20 protein-coding genes and 2 riboswitches are annotated in these 22,121 nt (G+C 40.9%); of the genes, 15 read left to right on the top strand and 5 right to left on the bottom strand.

Annotation, left to right across the window (positions count from 1 at the left end):
- The first annotated feature begins 29 nt into the window (after positions 1–29).
- The 5 genes from CSV64_RS12850 to CSV64_RS12835 all read left to right on the top strand — a co-directional run bounded on the left by CSV64_RS12850 (position 30) and on the right by CSV64_RS12835 (position 3,045).
- The gene (locus tag CSV64_RS12850; RefSeq protein WP_099634985.1) at positions 30–920 is read left to right on the top strand and encodes a LysR family transcriptional regulator; all 891 of its coding nucleotides are present in this window, start codon (positions 30–32) and stop codon (positions 918–920) included.
- A 68-nt stretch (positions 921–988) separates the two neighbouring features.
- The gene (locus CSV64_RS12845) at positions 989–1,546 is read left to right on the top strand and encodes a DUF420 domain-containing protein (RefSeq protein WP_099634984.1); all 558 of its coding nucleotides are present in this window, start codon (positions 989–991) and stop codon (positions 1,544–1,546) included.
- A gap of 110 nt (positions 1,547–1,656) precedes the next feature.
- Entirely contained in the window at positions 1,657–2,655 is a 999-nt protein-coding gene (locus CSV64_RS12840) for an Era-like GTP-binding protein (protein ID WP_099634983.1), read from the top strand.
- A gap of 15 nt (positions 2,656–2,670) precedes the next feature.
- Entirely contained in the window at positions 2,671–2,820 is a 150-nt protein-coding gene (locus CSV64_RS16680; protein ID WP_158231548.1) for a hypothetical protein, read from the top strand.
- Positions 2,821–2,832: 12 nt separating this feature from the next.
- Positions 2,833–3,045: a cysteine-rich CWC family protein gene (locus tag CSV64_RS12835; protein ID WP_099634982.1), complete on the top strand. Its 213-nt coding sequence runs from the start codon at positions 2,833–2,835 to the stop codon at positions 3,043–3,045.
- 13 nt (positions 3,046–3,058) lie between these two features.
- On the opposite strand, the gene CSV64_RS12830 is transcribed toward CSV64_RS12835, so the two are convergent.
- Positions 3,059–3,559, bottom strand: coding sequence for a ferritin (locus tag CSV64_RS12830; RefSeq protein ID WP_099634981.1), 501 nt, complete (start codon positions 3,557–3,559; stop codon positions 3,059–3,061).
- A 188-nt stretch (positions 3,560–3,747) separates the two neighbouring features.
- On the opposite strand from CSV64_RS12830, the gene cobT reads away from it, so the two are divergent.
- Entirely contained in the window at positions 3,748–4,785 is a 1,038-nt protein-coding gene (gene cobT, locus CSV64_RS12825; protein ID WP_099634980.1) for a nicotinate-nucleotide--dimethylbenzimidazole phosphoribosyltransferase, read from the top strand.
- Positions 4,786–4,828: 43 nt separating this feature from the next.
- On the opposite strand, the gene CSV64_RS12820 is transcribed toward cobT, so the two are convergent.
- The 3 genes from CSV64_RS12820 to CSV64_RS12810 form a co-directional block, all read right to left on the bottom strand.
- On the bottom strand, positions 4,829–6,073 hold the full coding sequence (locus tag CSV64_RS12820) for a quaternary amine ABC transporter ATP-binding protein (protein ID WP_099634979.1): 1,245 nt from the start codon (positions 6,071–6,073) through the stop codon (positions 4,829–4,831).
- Complete coding sequence (locus tag CSV64_RS12815; protein ID WP_483315627.1) at positions 6,070–6,888, bottom strand: ABC transporter permease; 819 nt, start codon at positions 6,886–6,888, stop codon at positions 6,070–6,072. The genes CSV64_RS12820 and CSV64_RS12815 overlap by 4 nt, the downstream gene beginning before the upstream one ends.
- 153 nt (positions 6,889–7,041) lie before the next feature.
- Positions 7,042–8,034: an ABC transporter substrate-binding protein gene (locus CSV64_RS12810; RefSeq protein WP_233190470.1), complete on the bottom strand. Its 993-nt coding sequence runs from the start codon at positions 8,032–8,034 to the stop codon at positions 7,042–7,044.
- A gap of 542 nt (positions 8,035–8,576) precedes the next feature.
- Between CSV64_RS12810 and cyoE the strand changes: the two genes are divergently transcribed.
- The 8 genes from cyoE (at position 8,577) to ribH (ending at position 16,485) form a co-directional block, all read left to right on the top strand.
- The gene (gene cyoE / locus CSV64_RS12805) at positions 8,577–9,488 is read left to right on the top strand and encodes a heme o synthase (protein WP_099634976.1); all 912 of its coding nucleotides are present in this window, start codon (positions 8,577–8,579) and stop codon (positions 9,486–9,488) included.
- 137 nt (positions 9,489–9,625) lie between these two features.
- A complete protein-coding gene (locus CSV64_RS12800; RefSeq protein ID WP_099634975.1) occupies positions 9,626–10,753 on the top strand; it encodes a M20 peptidase aminoacylase family protein in 1,128 nt (375 codons plus the stop codon).
- Between the two features lie 11 nt (positions 10,754–10,764).
- Positions 10,765–11,583 (top strand): GNAT family N-acetyltransferase, encoded by an 819-nt coding sequence (locus CSV64_RS12795; protein ID WP_099634974.1) that lies wholly within the window; start codon positions 10,765–10,767, stop codon positions 11,581–11,583.
- Between the two features lie 13 nt (positions 11,584–11,596).
- On the top strand, positions 11,597–12,709 hold the full coding sequence (gene menC, locus CSV64_RS12790) for an o-succinylbenzoate synthase (RefSeq protein WP_099634973.1): 1,113 nt from the start codon (positions 11,597–11,599) through the stop codon (positions 12,707–12,709).
- Positions 12,710–12,766: 57 nt separating this feature from the next.
- Positions 12,767–12,916: riboswitch (FMN riboswitch) on the top strand.
- Between the two features lie 144 nt (positions 12,917–13,060).
- Positions 13,061–14,149: a bifunctional diaminohydroxyphosphoribosylaminopyrimidine deaminase/5-amino-6-(5-phosphoribosylamino)uracil reductase RibD gene (gene ribD, locus CSV64_RS12785; RefSeq protein WP_099634972.1), complete on the top strand. Its 1,089-nt coding sequence runs from the start codon at positions 13,061–13,063 to the stop codon at positions 14,147–14,149.
- 3 nt (positions 14,150–14,152) lie between these two features.
- Positions 14,153–14,797, top strand: coding sequence for a riboflavin synthase (gene ribE, locus CSV64_RS12780; protein ID WP_099634971.1), 645 nt, complete (start codon positions 14,153–14,155; stop codon positions 14,795–14,797).
- A gap of 14 nt (positions 14,798–14,811) precedes the next feature.
- Positions 14,812–16,005: a bifunctional 3,4-dihydroxy-2-butanone-4-phosphate synthase/GTP cyclohydrolase II gene (locus tag CSV64_RS12775; RefSeq protein WP_099634970.1), complete on the top strand. Its 1,194-nt coding sequence runs from the start codon at positions 14,812–14,814 to the stop codon at positions 16,003–16,005.
- Positions 16,006–16,017: 12 nt separating this feature from the next.
- The gene (gene ribH, locus CSV64_RS12770) at positions 16,018–16,485 is read left to right on the top strand and encodes a 6,7-dimethyl-8-ribityllumazine synthase (RefSeq protein WP_099634969.1); all 468 of its coding nucleotides are present in this window, start codon (positions 16,018–16,020) and stop codon (positions 16,483–16,485) included.
- Between the two features lie 317 nt (positions 16,486–16,802).
- On the opposite strand, the gene metE is transcribed toward ribH, so the two are convergent.
- Positions 16,803–19,097 carry a 5-methyltetrahydropteroyltriglutamate--homocysteine S-methyltransferase gene (gene metE, locus CSV64_RS12765; protein WP_099634968.1) on the bottom strand — a complete coding sequence of 765 codons (2,295 nt, stop codon included), beginning with the start codon at positions 19,095–19,097 and terminating at the stop codon, positions 16,803–16,805.
- 148 nt (positions 19,098–19,245) lie between these two features.
- Positions 19,246–19,378: riboswitch (cobalamin riboswitch) on the bottom strand.
- A gap of 390 nt (positions 19,379–19,768) precedes the next feature.
- Between metE and CSV64_RS12760 the strand changes: the two genes are divergently transcribed.
- Complete coding sequence (locus CSV64_RS12760) at positions 19,769–21,955, top strand: malate synthase G (protein WP_099634967.1); 2,187 nt, start codon at positions 19,769–19,771, stop codon at positions 21,953–21,955.
- Positions 21,956–22,121 lie beyond the last annotated feature (166 nt).

Here is a 22,121-nt window from a genome sequence, read left to right as displayed (position 1 = left end):
AATAACAGTACTTTACTAGGAGGCTAACTATGGAATTTAAAGACTTAGAGATATTCCAGATGGTCGCAGAGAAGGGAACAATCACGGCGGCAGCGAAAGAATTAAGCTATGTACAGTCAAATATCACATCCCGTATACAGAAGCTCGAAGCTGAACTAAAGACGCCATTGTTTAATAGACATAACCGGGGGATGATCTTGACGCCAGAGGGGAAACGTCTTCTCATCTATAGTGAGAAAATTTTATCGCTAACTAATGAAATGAGAAAAGTTGTGCAGAATGACAAAGAGCCTTCAGGAAAGCTCGAGCTAGGCTCTGTAGAAACTGTCATCAAATTGCCGATTATTTTATCGAGATATAATAAGAAATATAAACAAGTCGATATTTCATTATTGACAGGTGTAACAGAAGGGTTGCAGTTTAAGGTTCTTCACCATCAACTTGACGGGGCTTTCATATCGGAAGGTACGATGCATCCTGACCTAGCTGTACATGATGTGCTCGAAGAAGAGCTCGTGCTACTTTCGAGTAAACCGTTCCAATCCATTGACGATATTAAAGATGAGCCAATCCTTTGTTTTAGAAAGGGTTGTGGTTATCGGGCACGCCTAGAGTCATGGCTTGAAGATGAGCAATTTAAGCCAACGAAAATGATGGAGTTCGGAACATTGGAGACGATCCTTGGAAGTGTAGCAGCAGGATTAGGTGTGACATTCGTTCCAAGATCAACAGTTTCCCACCTGTTAGATCAGGGGTTAGTTTATTGCTATCATCTGCCGCCAAAATACAGCCAAATTAAAACGGTTTTTGTACGACGTGCAGATTCCTATTTGACACCTACTATTGCCAAGTTTATAAAAGTTATTGATGAATTCAGAGAAGAAGCAGATGAGCAATTTCAAAAATCGACACAAATTTGACCTGCATAGCGTGTTACGTATGATACGATATAAGGTAGTTATGAATATAGAATTAGGAGTGCTACTAGATGAACTATACGAATCAAACAACACCGCCTGCAAATTTCAAAAAACGGAATTACCGTCCGGCGATTATCATTATTTCGGTCATTCTCATCGGTGCAATTGGCATCTTGGCAGGCATGCCGGGTGTAGAGAATTTCACAGCATTCGATATTACAATCTTACCTCTATTGAATGCCATATTTAACAGTTTCACTTTCATATTTCTCGTCTGTGCATTAGTGGCGATTTTGAAAAAGAATATCAAACTGCATGAACGCTTTATCTATGCAGCGTTTAGCACAACCGCTCTATTTTTAGTGACGTATGTCGCATATCACTTTTTATCGGAGTCTACACCATTTGGCGGTAGTGGTTTCTTAGCAGGATTCTATTACTTCATCCTGTTCTCACACATTGTGCTAGCAGCTGCAATCGTTCCATTAGCATTAACAAGTGTCGCAAGAGCATGGAATATGGAGATCCCGCGTCACCGCAAAATTGCACGCTGGACGATGCCTATTTGGTTATATGTTAGTTTCACCGGAGTACTTGTGTATATCTTGATTTCACCGTACTATTAAGTAATTAGATAAATAGCGTAGGGCATCAGTCAAAAGAGAGTGAATGACTGATGCTCTTTTTCACAATAAGGTAGTCAGAATAATCAAATTTAACAGAGGGAAGTGCTACAATGAAAACACCGAATTTCATGTCAGATGAATCATTTGATGAAGTGTTTAAACAAGAATCTGATCTAATCAATGAGCAATTAAAAAAGGAAATCCTTATTGCATTGGTAGGGGACGTCAATGCGGGGAAGTCGTCCACACTAAACCGTCTGATGCAAAAAGATGTAGCGGAAGTGGGAGCGCAACCTGGGGAAACGAAGGAAGTTAAAAAATTTTATTACACAGATAATATACTGTTTGTTGATACACCAGGACTTGATGATATTTATCAAGAACATTCAAATGAGACGCTAAAATTTTATAATCAAGCAGATGTGATTCTTTTCTTCTTGAATGCTGCGGGTACGGTATTGTCAGATACGGAACTAAAATCATTGAATAAAATAGCCACGCTTAACAAGAAAATCATTCTCGTGCTAAATAAAATAGATGCAGCTGATGATATTCCGAGTTTATTGAACTATGTTTTGGAGCATACTGGGTTTGCCTATCCAGTTATTCCTATCTCGTCAATGACAGGGGAGCAAATGGAATTTCTGCAAAAAGAAATTCTTCAGCAATTAAAAGATACCAATAAAGATCTTTTACTCGCAGCAAACATGGCTGATAAATCGTCCATTGCCAAACGATGGATTCTCGCAGCCGGTGCATCAGCTGCTGCAATTGGAGCAGTTCCCATTCCGGGTGCTGACTTTATCCCGTTGACAACATTGCAAGTGGGCCTCATGTTGAAGTTGTCTACATTATATGGAAAACCGATTACGAAAGACCATGCCAAAGAGCTTATTATAGCAACCATAGTAGGGAATGTTGGAAAAACGGCTTTCCGTCAAATTGTTAAAGTGATTCCAGGTGCGGGAATGGTCGTTGCCGCAAGTGTGGCCGGATCTATGACGGTGGCGCTAGGTTTTGCAGTGAAATACATGTATGAAAATAATATGGAACTCACACCTGACACATTGAAAAAAGTATATGAAATATATTTGAAAAAACAAAAGTAAAAAGGGGCGGAATGTATGGAGTGGTTTAACTACGCAACATTTGTGGTCGCTTTACTAGCAGGTTTGTATTCAATGGAAAGTATGAAACGAAATAAGGAATTAGAAGATCGTGTAGAAGAGTTAGAGAAGAAAAATACGGCCGAGTTGGACAAGCATCGGTTGTAGAAAGGGGAATATATGAAAAGCGAATGTCCGATTTGCAGGGGGAATAACTTGTGTGGTACTACAATCGCGAGTGATGAGCGTTGCTGGTGTACTAAGAAGCACTTTCCGGAAGAAGTGTTTCGACAAATACCAAAAGAAGAACTACACAAACAGTGTATATGTGAAACGTGTTTGAACCATATCACGGAAATAGAACAGGCAAGCAAGAGGTCTATGGACCGCTAACTTGCCTGTTTTTTTATTCGGCTTCGAATGAACGTGTAGAAATTTCTTTCTCGTATATGAACAGTGCGTTTTTATCTTCACGGATACGCTTTAAATACTCGATATGTCTATCGAATGTCGCTTCCTCTTCTACTTGCTCGTCAAGGAACCAATTCAAGAAAGAAATCGTTGCGTGCTCTTTTTCTTCCCATGCCATATCCATGATTTGATAAAATGATTTTGTTACTTCTTTTTCTTGTAATAATGCCACTTCAAACGTGTGTACTAAGTTATCAAAAGAAGTAGCTGGTGCAGGTGTTTCTGTAATAATCGCACGAATCCCACGATCATTCAAATAAGTATAAATTTTCATTGCGTGATGACGCTCCTCTTCTACTTGTTGTAGAAAGAAGTGCGCAAATCCGTTGTAATTGCGATATTCACAGTAAGATGCCATGGATAAGTAGGTTTGTGCTGCGGCGAATTCATTGTTCATTTGTTCATTCAACGCTTGTGCTAATTTTTCACTAATCATGTGGATCGCCCCTTTTCTGATAGTAATGTAACTAGCGTAATGTGTGCCATATCCGCTAACTTCAGTATACCTTTAAACGACATTCTTTGCATACTAGATATTTAATTGGATACACATTATAGTCTACTGATATACTTAAAAGAGAACTAGAAGAATACTTATACATATTTAAGAAAGAAGGTCATCACTTGAAACAGTATACGATCCCTGCATTAAACACATCAGCTGGAGTGGAAGCGAAGGCATATGTAGATACACTGACGAAACCTGTTGGAAGTTTAGGGAAACTTGAAGAAATTGTGATTACATTGGCTGAGATACAAGGTCGAAAAATACCTAGCATTAATCAATTAGGTGTAGTGGTATTCGCAGCAGATCACGGAATTGTAGAAGAAGGGATTTCCGCATTTCCGCAACTTGTTACACGTCAAATGGTAGAGAATATGGCGGTAGGTGGCGCGGCAATCAATGTATTCAGCAGACAGCAACAAGCAGAGTTTTCATTGGTTGACGTGGGTGTAATAGGGGACTCATTTCCAGAACCGGTGAAAGACCGGAAGATTCGACAAGGGTCAGAGAACTTCTTACGCACCGAGGCGATGACCCAGGAAGAAGTGGAAAAGGCACTGACGATTGGCTATGAAGAAGCGATAGCATTGTTTGAAAAAGGTGTGGATTGCCTAGTAGTAGGGGAAGTTGGAATCGGTAATACAACGACAAGCAGTGCTGTAGTGGCGGCTATAACAGGACTAGATCCAGCAGAACTAGTTGGTTACGGAACAGGAATATCGTCTGATCAACATCTTCATAAAATTAAAGTAGTTCGGGAGGCACTAGCTCTTCATCAACCTAATCCTTTAGACGGCTATGATGTGCTACGTAAGGTCGGCGGTCTAGAGTTGGTAGCCATGGTAGGGGCGATGCTTGCGGCAGCTTCTAAACGCGTTCCCATTATCTTAGATGGCTTTATCTCCACTGCGGCAGCTTGTGCAGCGGAGACCATAAGCAAAGGCGCAGCTGGATATATGTTGCTTGGTCATCAATCGATGGAACCTGGACACCAAAAAGCATTTCAATACTTAGAAAAAGAACCTATATTGTCCTTGTCTATGCGTCTAGGAGAAGGCACTGGGGCGGCAGTTGCGTTCAGTATCATTCAATCAGCTGTATTAATGGTCAATGAAATGGCAACCTTTGAAAGTGCTGGTGTTTCCGGAAAGAATTAATAAAAAAGGGAAGAATGGGCAGTAGCCCATTCTTCCCTTTTGGTTATTTAGTTACATTAACTGTTTCAATAGGAGTAATCAGTATTTCCTCGTCTTCCTCTTCTTCAGCGGAGTTGCTAATAATGCTTGAGAGTACATGAACCCGTAAAATAATACCTTCAATACGGTTCGTTTCATCTATAACGACAAGTGGATATTTAGAATCCAGTACACGTGGAATAATATCTTGAACATATTCCTCCGGAGTAGCGGTCAATACATCGGTTGTCATCACTTCTTCTAATGTTTTTTTGTTTTTGACACCTTCGATCGCACCGTCAATTGTTACCAATCCAAGCAACTGTCGTTCGCGATTTGTAATGAAGACACTGGAAATGCCGTGCTCTTCCATATTCTTAATCGCTACATGCAAACCATCTTTGCCGTTCATGACACTTAATGGTTTTGACATAATATTCATTGCTTGTAACACTTTCGAACGGTCAATTTCACGAGTAAAGTCAATAATATAATCGTTTGCGGGTGTTTCTAACAACTCTTCCGGTGTACCGATTTGCTCTACGTGACCATCCTTCATAACCGCCACGCGGTCACCGATACGGAATGCTTCGTTGACATCATGCGTGATGAAGATGATAGTTTTTTGGAGGCGTGTCTGGATATCTAAAAGTTCCATTTGCATCTCTCTGCGAATGAGCGGATCAAGCGCACTGAATGGCTCGTCCATTAAAAGAATATCAGGATCATTCGTCAAAGCACGGGCAATACCTACACGTTGACGCATACCGCCTGATAATTCATCAGGATACTGATTTTCATATCCTTTCAGGCCAACCGTATCGATATGCTTTTGTGCTATATCGCGGCGTTCACTTTTTGATAAACCGCGGATTTCCAGACCGTATTCAATGTTTTCTATAACCGTTCTATGGCTGAATAATCCAAAGTGCTGGAAAACCATTGCGATTTTCTTCTGACGGAAGAATTTCAGTTGTTCTTTATTATATTTGACAATATTCTCACCATCTACATAGATTGCGCCTGACGTAGGCTTGTTTAATAAGTTGAAGCAACGGATCAGTGTTGATTTACCACTTCCGGATAGGCCCATAATTACGAAAGTTTCACCTTCCATGATTTCCATATTGGCGTTATAGACACCTACAGTATGTCCAGTCTTTTCAAGGATTTCCCGCTTAGAAGCCCCTTTTTCAATCATTGGAATGATTTTCTTAGGGCGAGGACCAAAGATCTTAGTGACATTTTCTACTTTAAGTTTTACGGTCATGCTGATCTCCTCCCTGTACTTTGTAGGCGGTTTGCCACTCCATTTGTTAAACGGTCAATAATAATCGCTAAGAACACGATACTGATACCCGCTTCGAATCCTAGTGAAATATTGATTTGGTTAATCGAGAATAGTACACGTTCACCCAAACCGTGAGCACCAACCATAGAACCAACAACGGCCATGGATAAAGCCATCATCGTGGTTTGGTTAATTCCTGCCATCATAGTAGGCAGTGCCTGTGGTAATTGTACTTTCATCAACATTTGATTTCGAGAAGAACCGAATGATTCTGCTGACTCAATCACTTCAGAATCAACATTTCGAATACCGAGTTCTGTTAGACGGATAACTGGTGGTAAGGCGTAAATGATGGTCGCAATAATTGCAGGAACGTTCCCAAGAGGGAAGAAGAATATTACAGGTATCAAGTAGACAAAAGTAGGCATCGTCTGCATAGCATCCAATAGAGGACGCATGATGACAGAGAAAGTTTTACTAAATGCCATCAAGATACCGACTGGAATACCGATTGCTAGGGATAGAACAACAGAAATGACGATAATAGCAACTGTTGTCATCGTATCTTCCCATAAATTAAAGGAACCAATCAAAAAGATAAAGGCGGCAAACATGATACCATTTAAAATGGAATTTAAATACCAACCAAGTAGGAAAACAATAATCATAATGGCCCACCAAGGTGTTGCGAGTAAAGCGGTTTCAATCGTTCGGATAGTAGTGGAAGCAATAGTGAAGATAAAATCAAATAACCAACCAAAGTTCATTGCAAGAAAATCAATAAACTTCTCCACATAATCTCCTATAGGTATTCTGACGTTAGGGAATTCATTCATAGGCAGTAAGCTAGGACGTACTAGCTTGTCCCTCTCTTTCTCTACTTTTAGTATTAGTGCAAATTAAAAAGGGTGGAGCGGAAAGCGTCCACCCCGTAAATCTATGAAGTATTACAGTGCTGCTTTTACTTTCTCAGCAACATCTTCAGGTACCCATGAAGTCCAAAGTTCTTCATTTTCCTTCATGAACCATTTTGCAGTATCTTCTGGACTCGCTTCATTATCGCCCATATACTCTAATGCTTCTTCAGTTAATGCACTGCTAGTTTCGTAATTGCTTAAGAACTCTACTACTTCAGGAGCCTGTGTTTTCAAGTCTTTGTGAACGCTGACGAAAACATCATTCGGAGGGAATGCGCCAGACTTGTCTTTATCCCAAGCCTCTTGATCAAATGGCTCGTCTTCAAGAAGAGTTAAATCGTATGTTGCAGTCACCCAAGTAGGGGACCAGTAATATCCAACCCAAGGCTCACCTTTTTTATATGCACTAGCTAAGTCCGCTACGATAGATGAGTCTGAACCTGGAGCCAAATACGTAAACTTTTCATTTAATCCATAAGTAGTTAGCTTTTCATCTAAGTGTTTACTAATTATCCAGCTAGATGGTGCACCGATGATCCGTCCTTTATCCTTGTTTTCAGGATCTTTGAATAGTTCGGGATACTTTTCTAAGTCTTTAATAGTTTTTAAATCTGGAGCTACTGCTTCAATATTGCGCTCTGGATCGCCTTTAATAACGTATGTAGGAACATACAGGCCTTGTGAGTTATCGTCGAAGTTTGTCGATACGGATTCAATGTCTCCGCTGTCAATTGCGTTTGTATACGCATCACCCAAGTTATCAGACCAAACTTCCGTATACACTTGTAGATCACCTTGCTGCAACGCTTGCAATGTTGCAGAAGAAGTACCGTTTACTATCTCCGTGTCATAGCCATAGCCTTCTTCTAATATAATTTGTGCAATGCCGTTGTGGATACGAATACTATCCCATCCTGCATCTGCCAGTTTAATTGTACTAATTGAATCTTTGCTGTCACTATTACCGCACGCTGTTAATAGTAGTAATGTAAAGACAGATAAAAACAACATAATCCTTCTCAAAAAATCAAACCCTTTCTTTTTTATATTTTTTCATCACGAAATGCTGTTTTTTGCTCGAATCTCTTAAAATCAGACATGAGATATAATGTGTAGATAGTTCAAGAGATCAAGGAAAAACCATCATTTTTCTCGTGGTACTATTAAACGAGTTTACAGGATAATTAAATTAATATCAATTTAATTATTTAGAAAACTATTGATTTTATGCGCTTTTAAAGAGATGTTTAGCTGTGTTTTGTAATGAAAAAAGTAAACGGTGTTCGATGGATCATGGTGGGTGAACGGAGGTGCTAGCCTATAAGGGGTATAGGGTCGGGCTTTGTCGAATAATGGAGACAAATGATAATTTATAGTATGCTGACTGTGTATAAAAAAGGAAAATTTATCATACAATATGTTTATTTATGCACTTCGGACAAATCTTTGTAACAGTTTATAAGGAATTGTCCTGATTTTTTGATTTTGCTTTTAAGAAAATGATATAGTTATATGTACGAATGGAAAAAATATTTAAATGTAACGTAAAAGGAGAACGGACCCATATGACGAAAGAAGCCCATATTGTTTCGAGTACTACTCAAAGCCGCTCGGCGTCTACCTTCTTCTCGGATATTAAATCATTAGTTAAAGGACCTGTACTCATCGCGAATATATTTCCGGTTTTTACGGGGTTTTGGTTGGCACTATATTTTTCAGGTATGACACTCACCGGTAACTGGGGTGTGTTTCTGCTAACCATGATAGGTAGCACCTTTCTTGTTGCAGGTGCGCTTGTAATGAATAACTGGTTTGATTCTGATATTGATACGGTGATGGAAAGAACAAAAAACCGTCCGACTGTGACAGGTAATTTTGCTCTAAAAACCGTATTAAATATTGGTTTGATATTATCGGGAATTGGAATGTTATTATTATTATTCACTACATTAGAAGCGGCAATTTATGCATTTATCGGATGGTTTACGTATGTAATACCCTATACCATGTGGTCTAAACGCAAATATACTTTAAATACGGTCATTGGTAGTGTGTCAGGCGCAGTTACCCCTCTCATTGGGTGGGCAGCTATAATGCCGGCGGATCATGTTGTACCGATTGTTTTGGTTGCTATACTATTTATTTGGCAAATGCCTCATACATTTGCGATCGCTATGAAGAAGTACAAAGATTATAGTGCGGCTAATGTGGCGATGTTGCCTGTCGTTTATGGCTTTAATTTTACTAAACGCCAAATGCTCGTGTATGTACTATGTTTATTGCCGTTACCTTTTTTATTAACGATGTTCGGCACTACATTCATTTTCATCGCGACATTGATGAACCTTGGATATATTGCGGCTAGTATCTACGGGTTCTATGCAAAAGATGATTATAAGTGGGCTAACTTCATGTTCTTATACTCAGTCAATTACATGACGTTATTATTTGGCATGATGATCCTTTGGACTTTTTAAACCATGCGAAAAAGACTTCCTTTCACACAACGTGAAAGAGAAGTCTTTTTTATGTTAGAATTATTGAGAAGTTTGAAAAGTCAGGATTAAATAATTCAATATATAACAATGAATAGTAGATTTTGGGAGGCGCTTTAATGAATGAGCAAGTACAGTTACTGAAGCCGAAATTGGATGAAGTGTTTGCGCATTTGCATAGTCATCCGGAAGTGAGTTGGAAAGAAACAAAAACAACGGCATATTTGAAGGAATATCTTGAGCGTGAAGGATTTAATGTACATGTATTCGACGGAATAACGGGATTATATGTGACGATCGGTGAAGGCAAGCCAGTAGTTGGATTACGTGTAGATATAGATGCATTGTGGCAAGAAGTGGACGGTGTCTATCGAGCGAATCACTCATGCGGACATGATGGACATATGACAATGGGAGTTGGCGCGTTGCTTATGGCTAAAGAACGTGGAATTCCTCAAAAAGGAACATTAAAAGTATTCTTCCAACCTGCAGAAGAGAAAGGGAAAGGTGCGCTAGCTGTTCTTGAGCAAGGGTTGATCGATGATATAGATTACTTATTTGGCGTTCATGTACGGGCTGCAGATGAAATGGCTGACGGTTGCTCCGCTGCCTCACTGCGTCACGGTGCAGCGAAAATGATTAGTGGAACAATAAAAGGAACGGAAGCACATGGCGCAAGACCGCATCAAGGAAAGAATGCCATTGAGGTTGGCGCTTCGTTAGTGGGAGGTTTACAGTCTATTCATTGTAATCCAATGGTTTCTCATTCAGCGAAGATGACGATGTTCCAAGCGGGAGGCGAATCTGCAAATATTATACCAGGAAATGCAAAATTCAGTTTGGATTTACGCGCACAGGAAAATAAAGTTATGGATGAATTATACGAAAAGGTAGAGCGAGTAATTCAAGCGATAGAAAAACAATACGATGTAGAAATCAACTATGAAGTAATGGCAGAAATGGTCGCGGCGGAAGTAAATACTGAAGCGGAAGATCTACTGTATCAGGCGATTGCTAAAGTGGTGGGTGAAGAGAAAACTACACGTACCGTTGTCACGCCTGGAGGGGAAGATTTCCATTTTTATTCTGTCAAACGGCCCACCGTTAAAAGTGCAATGCTAGGTTTGGGGTGCGGCTTAACACCAGGACTTCACCATCCGGACATGACATTTAATCAAGACGCGCTGGCAACGGGAGTTGAAATTCTGACTACTGCCATCGAATTAACATTCCAATCAAAAAAATAGAAGGTGACAGTATGAAGAAGGATTTACAGCTCAGAAAAGTGACAGCTATCGAAGATATCCATTCCATGCAAATGCTTGAGAAACAAATTTGGGGAATGGAACCAATCCCTGTCCATCAGACTATTACAGCGGTCAAAAATGGTGGATTGATTGTTGGGGCGTTTCTAGAGGAGCGAATGATCGGCTATTCTTATAGTTTTGCAGGTTATTCGAATGGCCAAATATATTTATGCTCTCATATGCTTGCGGTTGATGAAGAATTTCAGATGAAAGGTATTGGCAAGTTGTTAAAAGAAGAGCAACTACGTCTTGCGCGCGAAATGGGCTATCGGTTAATAGTCTGGACATTTGACCCCCTTGAAAGTCGCAACGCCTACTTGAATACTTCAAAATTATACGGTGTGTGTTATGACTATATAGTGGATTGCTATGGGAAAATGGACGATGGGTTAAACAAAGGCTTGCCGACTGATCGTTTTCAAGTTGCCTGGTGGATTGATAGTCCGCGTGTGTTGGAGAAATGGCAACCTAATCTAGTGTATAGTCGTCCCTTTCCAATTCGCTTGAGTGATGAGGCGCACCCGATCATGCAATTGCCGGAAACGAATGAATGGTTACAGGCGGAAGCGATAGAAGTACCAGTTCCTAAACATATTCAATTGATCAAGAAAGAAAATCCGCAATTGTCTTATGAATGGCGAATGAAGACGAGAACTATATTTCAGCAACTGAGTGGCGAAGGATTTGCTTTGATTGATGTATGCAGAACAGAAGAATCTGTACAATACTATCGGTTCTGCAAGAAATCCATTATTCCGTTGCAAAATTAAAGGAGCTTATCCAATGAAAATTAATTCGGTTACACTTCGTAGAATGAACATGACGATGAAACATCCGTTTACTACAAGTTTCGGAACGATTCAGAAGAAAGACTTTCTGTTGGCGACTGTCGCAGACGCGGATGGTCATGAGGGGTGGGGAGAGTCTGTCGCGTTTACGGCACCTTGGTATAGTGAAGAGACGACCGAAACTACGATTCATATGCTGCGCGATTTCTTGATTCCAGCAGTACTTGGCAAAACTATTACACATCCTGATGAAGTAAGTGGCTTATTTGGACATATCCGCAAAAATAATATGGCTAAAGCAACAATTGAAGGGGCGATATGGGATGTATATGCGAAGCATCACCATATGACGCTCGCCGCAGCACTCGGAGGGAAACGTCAACGTATTGAAGTTGGTATCAGCATTGGAATTGAAGAAAATGTTGAAGATTTATTGGCCAATATTACAAGCTTTATAGAAGAAGGATATAAGCGCATTAAAGTGAAAATTAAACCGGGGTATGATGTGGAGGTGATTCGCGCCATTCGACAAGCCTATCCTGATGTACCATTAATGGCGGATGCCAACTCAGCATATACGCTAGAGGATGTAGAGTTGTTGAAAGAATTGGACCAGTTTAATTTGATGATGATTGAGCAACCACTCGCTTCGGATGATATTATTGATCACGCAACACTGCAAAAACAAATTAAGACACCTATCTGTCTAGATGAGAGTATTCATTCGTTGGAAGATACACGTAAAGCTATCGAACTGGGTAGTTGTAAAATTATTAATGTGAAAATTGGTAGAGTGGGTGGCTTATCAGAAGCGAAGAAAATCCATGATTATTGTGCAACAAAAGGTATCGATGTATGGTGTGGCGGCATGCTGGAATCGGGTATTGGCCGAGCGCAAAACATCGCCTTGACGACATTACCTAATTTCACGTTGCCAGGCGACACAGCAGGGTCTTCACGTTATTGGGAACAAGATATTATTACGCCAGAAGTAGTGGCTACTGAAGGTTATATTACGGTTCCGACCGAAGATGGTATAGGGTATATTCCTAACATGAAAGCAGTGGAACAATTTACAGTCGACAAATGGGTATTTTTATCTGAATAATTATTCAGCTGTTGTTATTTAGTCATCACATGTGCTAGACTCATAATTAATCGAATATGTTTCCTTCGGGGCAGGGCGTAATTCCCTACCGACGGTGATGAGCTTACAGGCTCTTAGTCCGTGACCCGGATGCTTTATTTAAAGCAGAAGGTGGATTTGGTGAAACTCCAAAGCCGACAGTTAAAGTCTGGATGAGAGAAGGAACAGTGCGTATATACTACATGTAATGAATTTTTCATTACTGTTTATAACGTTTATTTAGTCATGGTTACAAGCCCCGCATACTCTTTTGCGGGGCTTTTTGTATGTAGAATTGTCACTAGAGGAATACCGTAAGTGGAGTGTTGCTCAATGAATCAAAATTATATGGAAATGGCTTTGCAACTCGCTGAAAATGTGGCAGGTCAAACCTCTCCTAACCCTCCGGTAGGTGCAGTCATCGTAAAAGATGGCCGAATTATTGGAATGGGTGCACATTTACAAGCGGGAGAGCGTCATGCAGAACGAGTCGCACTTGATATGGCGGGAGCAAATGCAACGGGTGCTGATTTGTTTGTAACGCTGGAACCTTGTTCACACACTGGTAAAACTTCACCTTGTGCTGATGCCGTTATTCAAGCGGGTATCAAACGTGTCTATGTTGCGATAACGGATCCAAATCCGCTTGTCGCAGGTAAAGGCATTGCAAAACTTCGTGGAGCAGGAGTGGAGGTAACGGAGGCGGTTTGTGTTGAACGCGCAAAAAAACTATACGAACCATTTGTTCATTTTATCAAAAACAAAACACCTCATGTGACAATGAAAACAGCTATGACGATAGACGGTAAGATTGCGACTTCAAAAGGAGATAGTAAGTGGGTGACGAGTGAGCAAGCACGACTCGATGTCCATCAGCTTCGACATACGCAAGATGCAATTTTAGTAGGTGTGCAAACGCTTCTTCATGATAATCCTCTTCTCACCACCAGACTGCCCCTAGGTGGACAACATCCTATTCGAGTTATTTTAGATACATCTTTACGAACACCGGAATCTAGCCAGATCATTCAAAATGCAGAAGCACCGACGTGGATTTTTTGCGGAAAATATGCGGAATTATCACGTGAAAAGTTACTCAAGAAACCGCATGTCCAGATTATCCGAATGCAGAAACCTCAACTAATTGTAGAAGATATTCTACTAGAGCTAGGAAGACGTAATGTCATGACGTTGCTCGTAGAAGGTGGGGCGGCTATTAATGCTTCATTCGTAAAAGCGCGAGCTGTGCAGAAAGTCATTTGCTACGTAGCGCCCAAATTACTAGGTGGAATTGGATCTTTGACACCGATTAGTGGACTGGACCCCCTATTGATGAGTGAGGCTCTTCCGTTAACATTTAAAAGTGTGGAAATGATCGGTCCGGACATTAAAATCACAGCTGTACTGAAAGAGAGTGATTGAACAGTGTTTACAGGAATAATTGAAGAGATTGGTTTAGTTCAGCAAATACAACCTGGTGCTCAATCTATGACTCTAACGATCGCTGCATCTCTTGTATTGACAGATGTGAGTGTTGGAGACAGTATCGCGGTCAATGGTGTCTGTTTAACGGTAAAGAGCTTTTCAAAAGACCGGTTTGCGGCGGACGTTATGCCTGAAACCGTATCCTCTACATCCTTAAGAAAATTAGCAACGGGAAGTCCTGTGAACCTAGAGCGAGCACTCGCAGCAAATGGCAGATTGGGTGGACATTTTGTCACGGGACATGTAGATGGAATAGCCACAATCCGTAAAAAGCGAACTGTTGATAATGCGTTATATATACGCTTGTCCTTACCGCAAGGATATAATCCCTATTTATTACATAAGGGCTCAATCGCATTGGATGGTACTTCATTGACGATCTTCGAAGTGAAAGATACGGATATAACGATTTCGTTGATCCCGCACTCACAAGAAATGACCGTCATTGCGAAAAAGCAAGTAGGGGATATAGTCAATTTCGAATGCGATATGCTCGCTAAATATGTTGAGAACATGTTGCGAAAAAGATTAGATACAGATCAAACGATGTCGAAAGACTTTTTACAACAACACGGATTTATGTGAAGGAGTGAATGAAGATGTTTCATACAATCGAAGATGCGTTAGAAGATTTACGTCAAGGTAAAGTTGTCATCGTGGTGGATGATGAAGATCGAGAAAATGAAGGGGATTTTGTGGCGTTGGCCGACAAGGTTACGCCTGAAATTATCAACTTCATGGCAACAAAAGGTCGAGGCTTGATTTGTGTTCCTGTAACAGAACAAAAAGCAAGACAACTAGGTTTGCAAATGATGACCGATAATAATACAGATTCACATGGTACTGCGTTTACGATTAGTGTCGATCACAACTCTACGCATACCGGAATCAGTGCATTTGAACGAGCAGATACAATCGTAAAAATGATGGAAACGAATGCAACAGCAGGCGAATTCAAACGTCCGGGGCATATATTTCCACTTGTAGCGAAGTCAGGTGGTGTACTAGAACGTACAGGACATACTGAAGCTGCAGTAGATTTGGCGCGATTGGCAGGCAGCGCGTCGGCCGGTGTAATTTGTGAAATCATGAGTGAGGACGGAACGATGGCGCGTGTACCGGAGTTACGTCAGATGGCGCAAGAGCTAGATTTGAAACTAATCACCATTCAAGACCTCATTCATTATCGTCTACAGCGAGAGCAATTAGTCATTCGTGAAGCAGAGATTAAGTTGCCGACAGATTATGGCGAGTTCCGTATGGTTGGCTATACCGAAACCTTGACAGGAAAAGAACATGTTGCATTAGTAAAAGGTGATGTTACGACGCTAGAACCGGTCCTAGTTAGAGTTCATTCAGAATGTTTAACAGGTGACGTTTTTGGATCATGCCGTTGTGACTGTGGTCCACAACTGCAAGCTGCTCTTTCCCAAATTGAAGAAGAAGGGCGCGGTGTATTGTTGTATATGCGACAAGAGGGCAGAGGTATAGGTTTGATCAATAAACTAAAAGCCTATGAACTGCAAGAACAAGGCTATGACACGGTAGAAGCGAATGAAAAACTTGGGTTTGCTGCTGATTTACGTGATTACGGTATCGGTGCACAAATTCTACGGGAACTTGGTATTACGCAAATGCGTTTGTTAACGAATAATCCAAAGAAAATCGCTGGTTTAAAAGGATATGAATTGGAAGTAGTGGAACGCGTTGCAATCCAGCTACCTTTTAATGAAGCAAATGAAAAGTATTTACACACAAAGGCGGAAAAACTAGGTCATTTATTAACTTTATGAGGAGAGATGAAAATGGGTAATTTATTCGAAGGGCATTTAGTAGGTACGGGTTTAAAGGTAGGCATCGTCGTAGGGCGGTTTAACGAATTCATCACAGGGAAGTTACTTTCAGGTGCACAGGACGCGTTTAAACGTCATGGTGTAGACGAGGCAGATGTAGACATAGCATGGGTGCCAGGCGCATTCGAAATCTCATTGATTGCAAAGAAAATGGCGGATTCGAAAAAGTATGATGCAGTCATTACGCTCGGTACGGTCATTCGTGGTGCAACTCCTCATTTTGACTTTGTTTGTAATGAAGTGGCAAAAGGTGTTTCACAAGCTGGCATGCAATCGGGTGTCCCGGTAATCTTCGGCGTACTCACAACGGATACGATTGAGCAATCAATCGAACGTGCAGGGACTAAGGCGGGGAACAAAGGCTGGGACGCAGCAGTGTCCGCTATTGAGATGGCAAATCTAACGAAGCAGTTTGACTGATTATTAATAAAGTGAAAAGAGGATGTCCTGGAAGTTACTTTACTTCACGGGGCGTCCTCTTTTATACTGTGTAATTCAAATTCATAGTGTGTCAACGAAAGGATTGAAGCTCGAGGTTCCGTTTCAATCCTACTTACCAAGTGAGGGTACTTACATCACCCACTGACATTGCAAGGGGGTGGCGGGGTCTTCTAACTAGTCCCTGTGTAGCGCAAAACCCATCATGAACTCCTATACATGTTGTTCTATATCCATCTCGATACGAACAAAAGACAGTCCGAGAAATCGTGTTGATTTCTTGAACTGTCTTAAATTCGTTATTTTACCGCTACTACGCCTAACTTTTCTCGTGCCTGTACAGTCGCAATCACCATATTCTTCAATGCTGCAACAGTCTCCTCGCGCTTTCTCGTCTTCAAACCACAATCCGGATTGATCCAGAACTGGTTAGGCTCGAGAACTTCAAGACCTTTGTTGATAATTTCCGTCATCTCTTCGACTGCAGGGACGCGTGGGCTATGGATGTCGTAGACGCCTAGACCGATTCCTTTGTCATAATGATACTCATTGAAAGCCTCGACCAAGTCGCCGTGACTACGTGAAGTTTCGATAGAGATTACGTCTGCATCCAGTGCGCTAATCGCTTCGATAAAGTCGTTGAAATCACAATAACACATATGCGTATGAACTTGCGTCGTATCCTCCACTGAAGCAGTAGATACGCGGAATGCATTAACAGCCCAATCTAGATAGTGTTTCCATTCAGTTTTCTTCAATGGAAGACCTTCGCGAAGTGCTGGCTCGTCGACTTGAATCATATGAATACCAGCTGCCTCAAGCGCTTCAATTTCCTTACGCAAAGCAAGTGCGATTTGGTTTGTTACTTCTTCTCTGGACAGGTCATCACGAACGAATGACCAATTTAAAATGGTTACAGGGCCCGTAAGCATTCCTTTTACTTCATGATCAGTAAGAGATTTCGCGTAAACAGATTCTTCAACAGTCATTGGCTTCGTGAACGCAACATCTCCAAAGATAATTGGTGGCTTAACACAACGTGAACCGTAGGATTGTACCCATGCTTTTTCAGTAAAGACAAAGCCGTCTAACTTTTCACCGAAATATTCCACCATGTCTGTACGTTCAAATTCACCATGCACCAAGACATCAAGTCCCAAGTCCTCTTGAATATCGATCCATTCTTTAATTTCAGCATGAACGAAGTCTTTGTATTGCTGATTCGTAATTTCGCCTTTTCTCCATTTATTCCGTGTAGCCCGTACTTCTGGTGTTTGTGGGAAACTACCGATTGTAGTAGTGGGAAGGAGCGGCAATTGGAATTTTTCCTGTTGCTTTACTTTACGCTCCGCGAAAGGAAGATTCCGCTTACTATCAGAGAGTAGACTTCCGGAAGTCGCTTCACGCACTTCTTTATTATTGCGTGCGGGAAGGGCGTTAAATGCAGTCAATGCTGCTTCACTGTTTTCAAATACATTAGTGAATTTTTCTTTTCCGTATTGTAGAGCTGTTTGAATAGCTTTTATTTCTTGCAACTTCTCGTCGGCGAATGCTAATGCGTTCAAGATAGTTGGATCTAGTTTCTGTTCCGAGCGAGTCGTCACAGGTGAGTGGAGCAAGCTACATGAAGGTTGAATCCACAATTTATCAAGTGAGACTTGCTGATGGATAGTTTCAGCCAATGTTAGTTTTTCATGTAAATTTGATCGCCATACGTTTCGTCCATCTATAATCCCTGCTGCAAGCACTTTGTCTCCAGGGAAACCATATTGCTTCAGATATTCTAAATTTTTCTCGCGTCCGTGGACGAAATCGAGACCGATCGCTGCAACTGGTAACGCGATTGTTTCTGTATAATGTTCTACTGAATCGAAATATGTCTGTAGAAGAATGTTCAGTCCATTCAGATTTTTCGTCAGCTGTGAATAAATTTCTGTAACGGTCTTCATTTCATCTAAGCTAATCGATGTACATAGAATTGGCTCGTCGATTTGAACCCATTGTACACCTTCATCCTGTAATTCCTTTAGTACTCTTTGATAAAGTGGAATCAGTTGTAGGATGATGGATGGTACATCTTTATCTTCAAACCCTTTAGATAATTTAAGTAATGTATAGGGGCCAAGTAGAACAGGTTTACCTTCAATACCTAGTTCTTTCTTTGCTTCACGATAAGCAGCTAGCGGTTTGTTTTCAGTCAGTTCAAAACGCTGACCTTCGTATTCAGGCACGATATAGTGATAGTTCGTATTGAACCATTTTGTCATTTCGGAAGCGACTGCCTCATCATTACCACGAGCCATCGAAAAGTATGTCGAAGTAGAAACTTGTCCGCCTTTCCAGTTATACCGTGAAGGAATAATTCCGAACATCGCAGACGTATCCAGTACGCGATCGTACAATGTAAAGTCGCCTACAGCAATGACATCAACCCCAGCATCTTGCTGTTTCTTCAAGTTCGCTAAGCGAATCTCTTTCGTTGTTTGAAGAAGCTCATCTTCTGAAATCTTCTTTGACCAAAATGCCTCAAGTGCTCGTTTCCATTCACGATTTTCACCTATTACGGGATAGCCCGCTATGCTGCTTTTTACCATGGATAATTTCCCCCTTGAATTTTTTTGCAATAAAAAAACATTTCTAGGGGAAATGTTAGAAATGCGAGTACATATAAAATAACATGCCATAAATAACATGCGTTTATAGACTGCGTCTGTCTAACACTTCCCTATTCACCGTAGGATTAAGCGTCATGAAAAATAGGCAGGTGTCTGGCTGGACGCATCAGCGTCTTCACAGTGGCGGGACCGCTCCGAGAAAAGGATTCCCTTTTAAGAAATGAAAGTATTTTCATTCCACCTACTTTTCAAACTATTCAATTCAGATGATTGTCTCTAAAGCTATCACATGCAAAATAGTGTGTCAACTTGCTAACAGAATTTAATCAAGGATACTTTTTTAAAAAATAGTGAACTTAAATAATGAAACGGAATAATAGCTCTACTGTTATATAACTGTTGAAAATAGCACGTATTAAATCCAAATAGCAATGATGTGGAAATTTTCACAATTCGGTTGAAAGTATACTAGACTTTAGGTATGATATGTACTAACACGTCTTCAATCGAAGAAGTCATTGGTCTTTTATGTGTCGATTTTTGATCGACAGGCTATGGGGTGTTGCCGAATACTAGACGATGATAGGTGTTCATCGCTATATGTTATACAACAGAATAGCGCAAAAAATATTAAGGGGTGGCTTTTATCCATGACAAACTATGAAAAAGTAGGTAAATTGCAAGTCGCAACAGAACTATATAACTTCGTTAAAGAAGAAGTTCTTCCGGGCTTAGAAATTCAAAATGAACAATTTTGGACAAACTTTGATTCGCTCATTCATGAACTTGCTCCTGAAAACAAAGCGCTATTAGAAAAACGCGATGAATTGCAAAAGACCATTAGCGAATGGCACCAAAATAATAAAGGCGAGATTGATTTCGCTAAATATAAAGAGTTTTTACAAGAGATTGGCTATTTAGAGCCAGTTCCTGAGGACTTCAAAGTGACAACAGCTAACGTTGACAATGAAGTCGCAAACCAAGCAGGCTCACAATTAGTAGTACCGATTGATAATGCTCGTTATGCATTAAATGCAGCGAATGCTAGATGGGGAAGTCTATACGATGCACTTTACGGATCGGATGTAATTAGTGATGAAGCGGGTGCTGAAGCTGGTGTTCAATACAATCCGATTCGTGGACAGAAGGTTATTGATTTTGCGAAGAACTTATTAGATCAAGCAGCACCTTTAGCTGAGGGTTCTCATGCAGACGTAACAGCTTATAAAATTGTAGAAGGTAAACTTCAAGTGACGCTTGAAAGCGGTAACACAGCTCTATTGCAAGATGAGTCCAAGTTCGTTGGATATAACGGCAGTGAAGACGCGCCGACTGCTGTATTGTTAGTGAATAATGGGTTGCATATCGAAATCGCAATCGACAAGAATAATCCAATCGGTAAAAGTGATAAAGCGGGCGTGAAAGATCTAGTACTTGAAGCGGCACTTTCTACGTTGATGGACTGTGAAGATTCGATTGCCGCAGTGGATGCTGAAGATAAAGTTGGCGTATACCGTAACTGGCTTGGTCTAATGAAGGGTGACTTGGAATCTACATTCAAGCGCGGTAGTAAAACAGTTACAAGAAAACTAAATGCCGATCGTACGTATACTGGTGATGGCAAGCAGTTGACGCTGCGTGGTCGTTCATTAATGTTCGTACGTAACGTAGGTCACTTAATGACTAACAATGCGATCCTCGACGAAAATGGCAACGAAGTACCTGAAGGCATCTTGGACGGTGTTCTTACATCTTTGATTGCTACGCATAACTTTAAAGAAAACGCAGAGTTTAAAAACTCGCTTCACAAATCCATTTACATCGTAAAGCCGAAAATGCATAGTCCAGCTGAGGCGGCATTTGCAAACAAACTATTTGATCGTATTGAAGATCTACTAGGTGTTGAGCGCAATACGATTAAAATTGGGGTTATGGATGAAGAGCGCAGAATGTCACTGAATCTGAAATCTGCAATTAACGAAGTGAAAGAGCGTATTGCATTTATCAATACTGGATTCCTTGACCGTACAGGTGACGAAATCCATACATCTATGGAAGCAGGCCCAGTCATTCGCAAAGCGGATATGAAGACATCTGAATGGCTATCTTCTTATGAATCTGCAAACGTGGCAGTAGGAATAGGAGCGGGTCTACCTGGACACGCGCAAATTGGTAAAGGAATGTGGGCTATGCCTGACTTAATGGCTGCGATGCTTGAACAGAAAATCGCTCATCCAAAAGCGGGAGCGAGCACTGCATGGGTTCCATCACCAACAGCTGCCATTTTGCATGCATTGCATTACCATGAAGTAAATGTTAAAGAAGTGCAAGCCGGAATCGATAGTTCAATTGATTACCGCGATGGTATCCTTGATATTCCATTGGCACCTAATGCGGACTGGTCTGCTGAAGAAGTACAATCGGAACTAGATAACAACGCACAAGGAATCCTAGGTTATGTAGTTCGCTGGATCGACCAAGGAGTAGGGTGTTCAACAGTTCCTGATATCAATGATGTCGGATTAATGGAAGACCGTGCGACATTACGAATTTCGAGTCAGCACATTGCAAACTGGTTACGTCATGGCGTTTGTACGAAAGAACAAGTAGAGGAAACGTTGGAGAGAATGGCAAAAGTAGTGGATCAGCAAAACGCGGATGATGAATTGTATCAGCCGATGGCACCGAACTATGATGATTCCATCGCGTTCCAAGCTGCATCTGACCTGATCTTTAAAGGAGCAGAACAGCCGAGTGGATATACAGAGCCAATCTTGCATGCTCGACGTATTGAAGCGAAAGCAAAAGCAAAACAAAAAGCGACAGTACAAAACTAATAACCATTCCAAACCGACTCTCTTTCACTAACGAAAGAGAGTCGGTTTTTTGGTTCTATAATAAATGTTGGGGTTCTCAAACAATTGAACAAAAAAATGCACGTGATCACCAATTTCTTTTATACTTGAATTGTCGAGAAACAAGTCAAAGAGAAAGGTGATACGT

Origin of the sequence: Sporosarcina sp. P32b (genome assembly GCF_002743335.1) — a bacterium.
GTDB lineage: Bacteria > Bacillota > Bacilli > Bacillales_A > Planococcaceae > Sporosarcina.
This window is presented reverse-complemented; position numbering and strand designations above follow the sequence as displayed.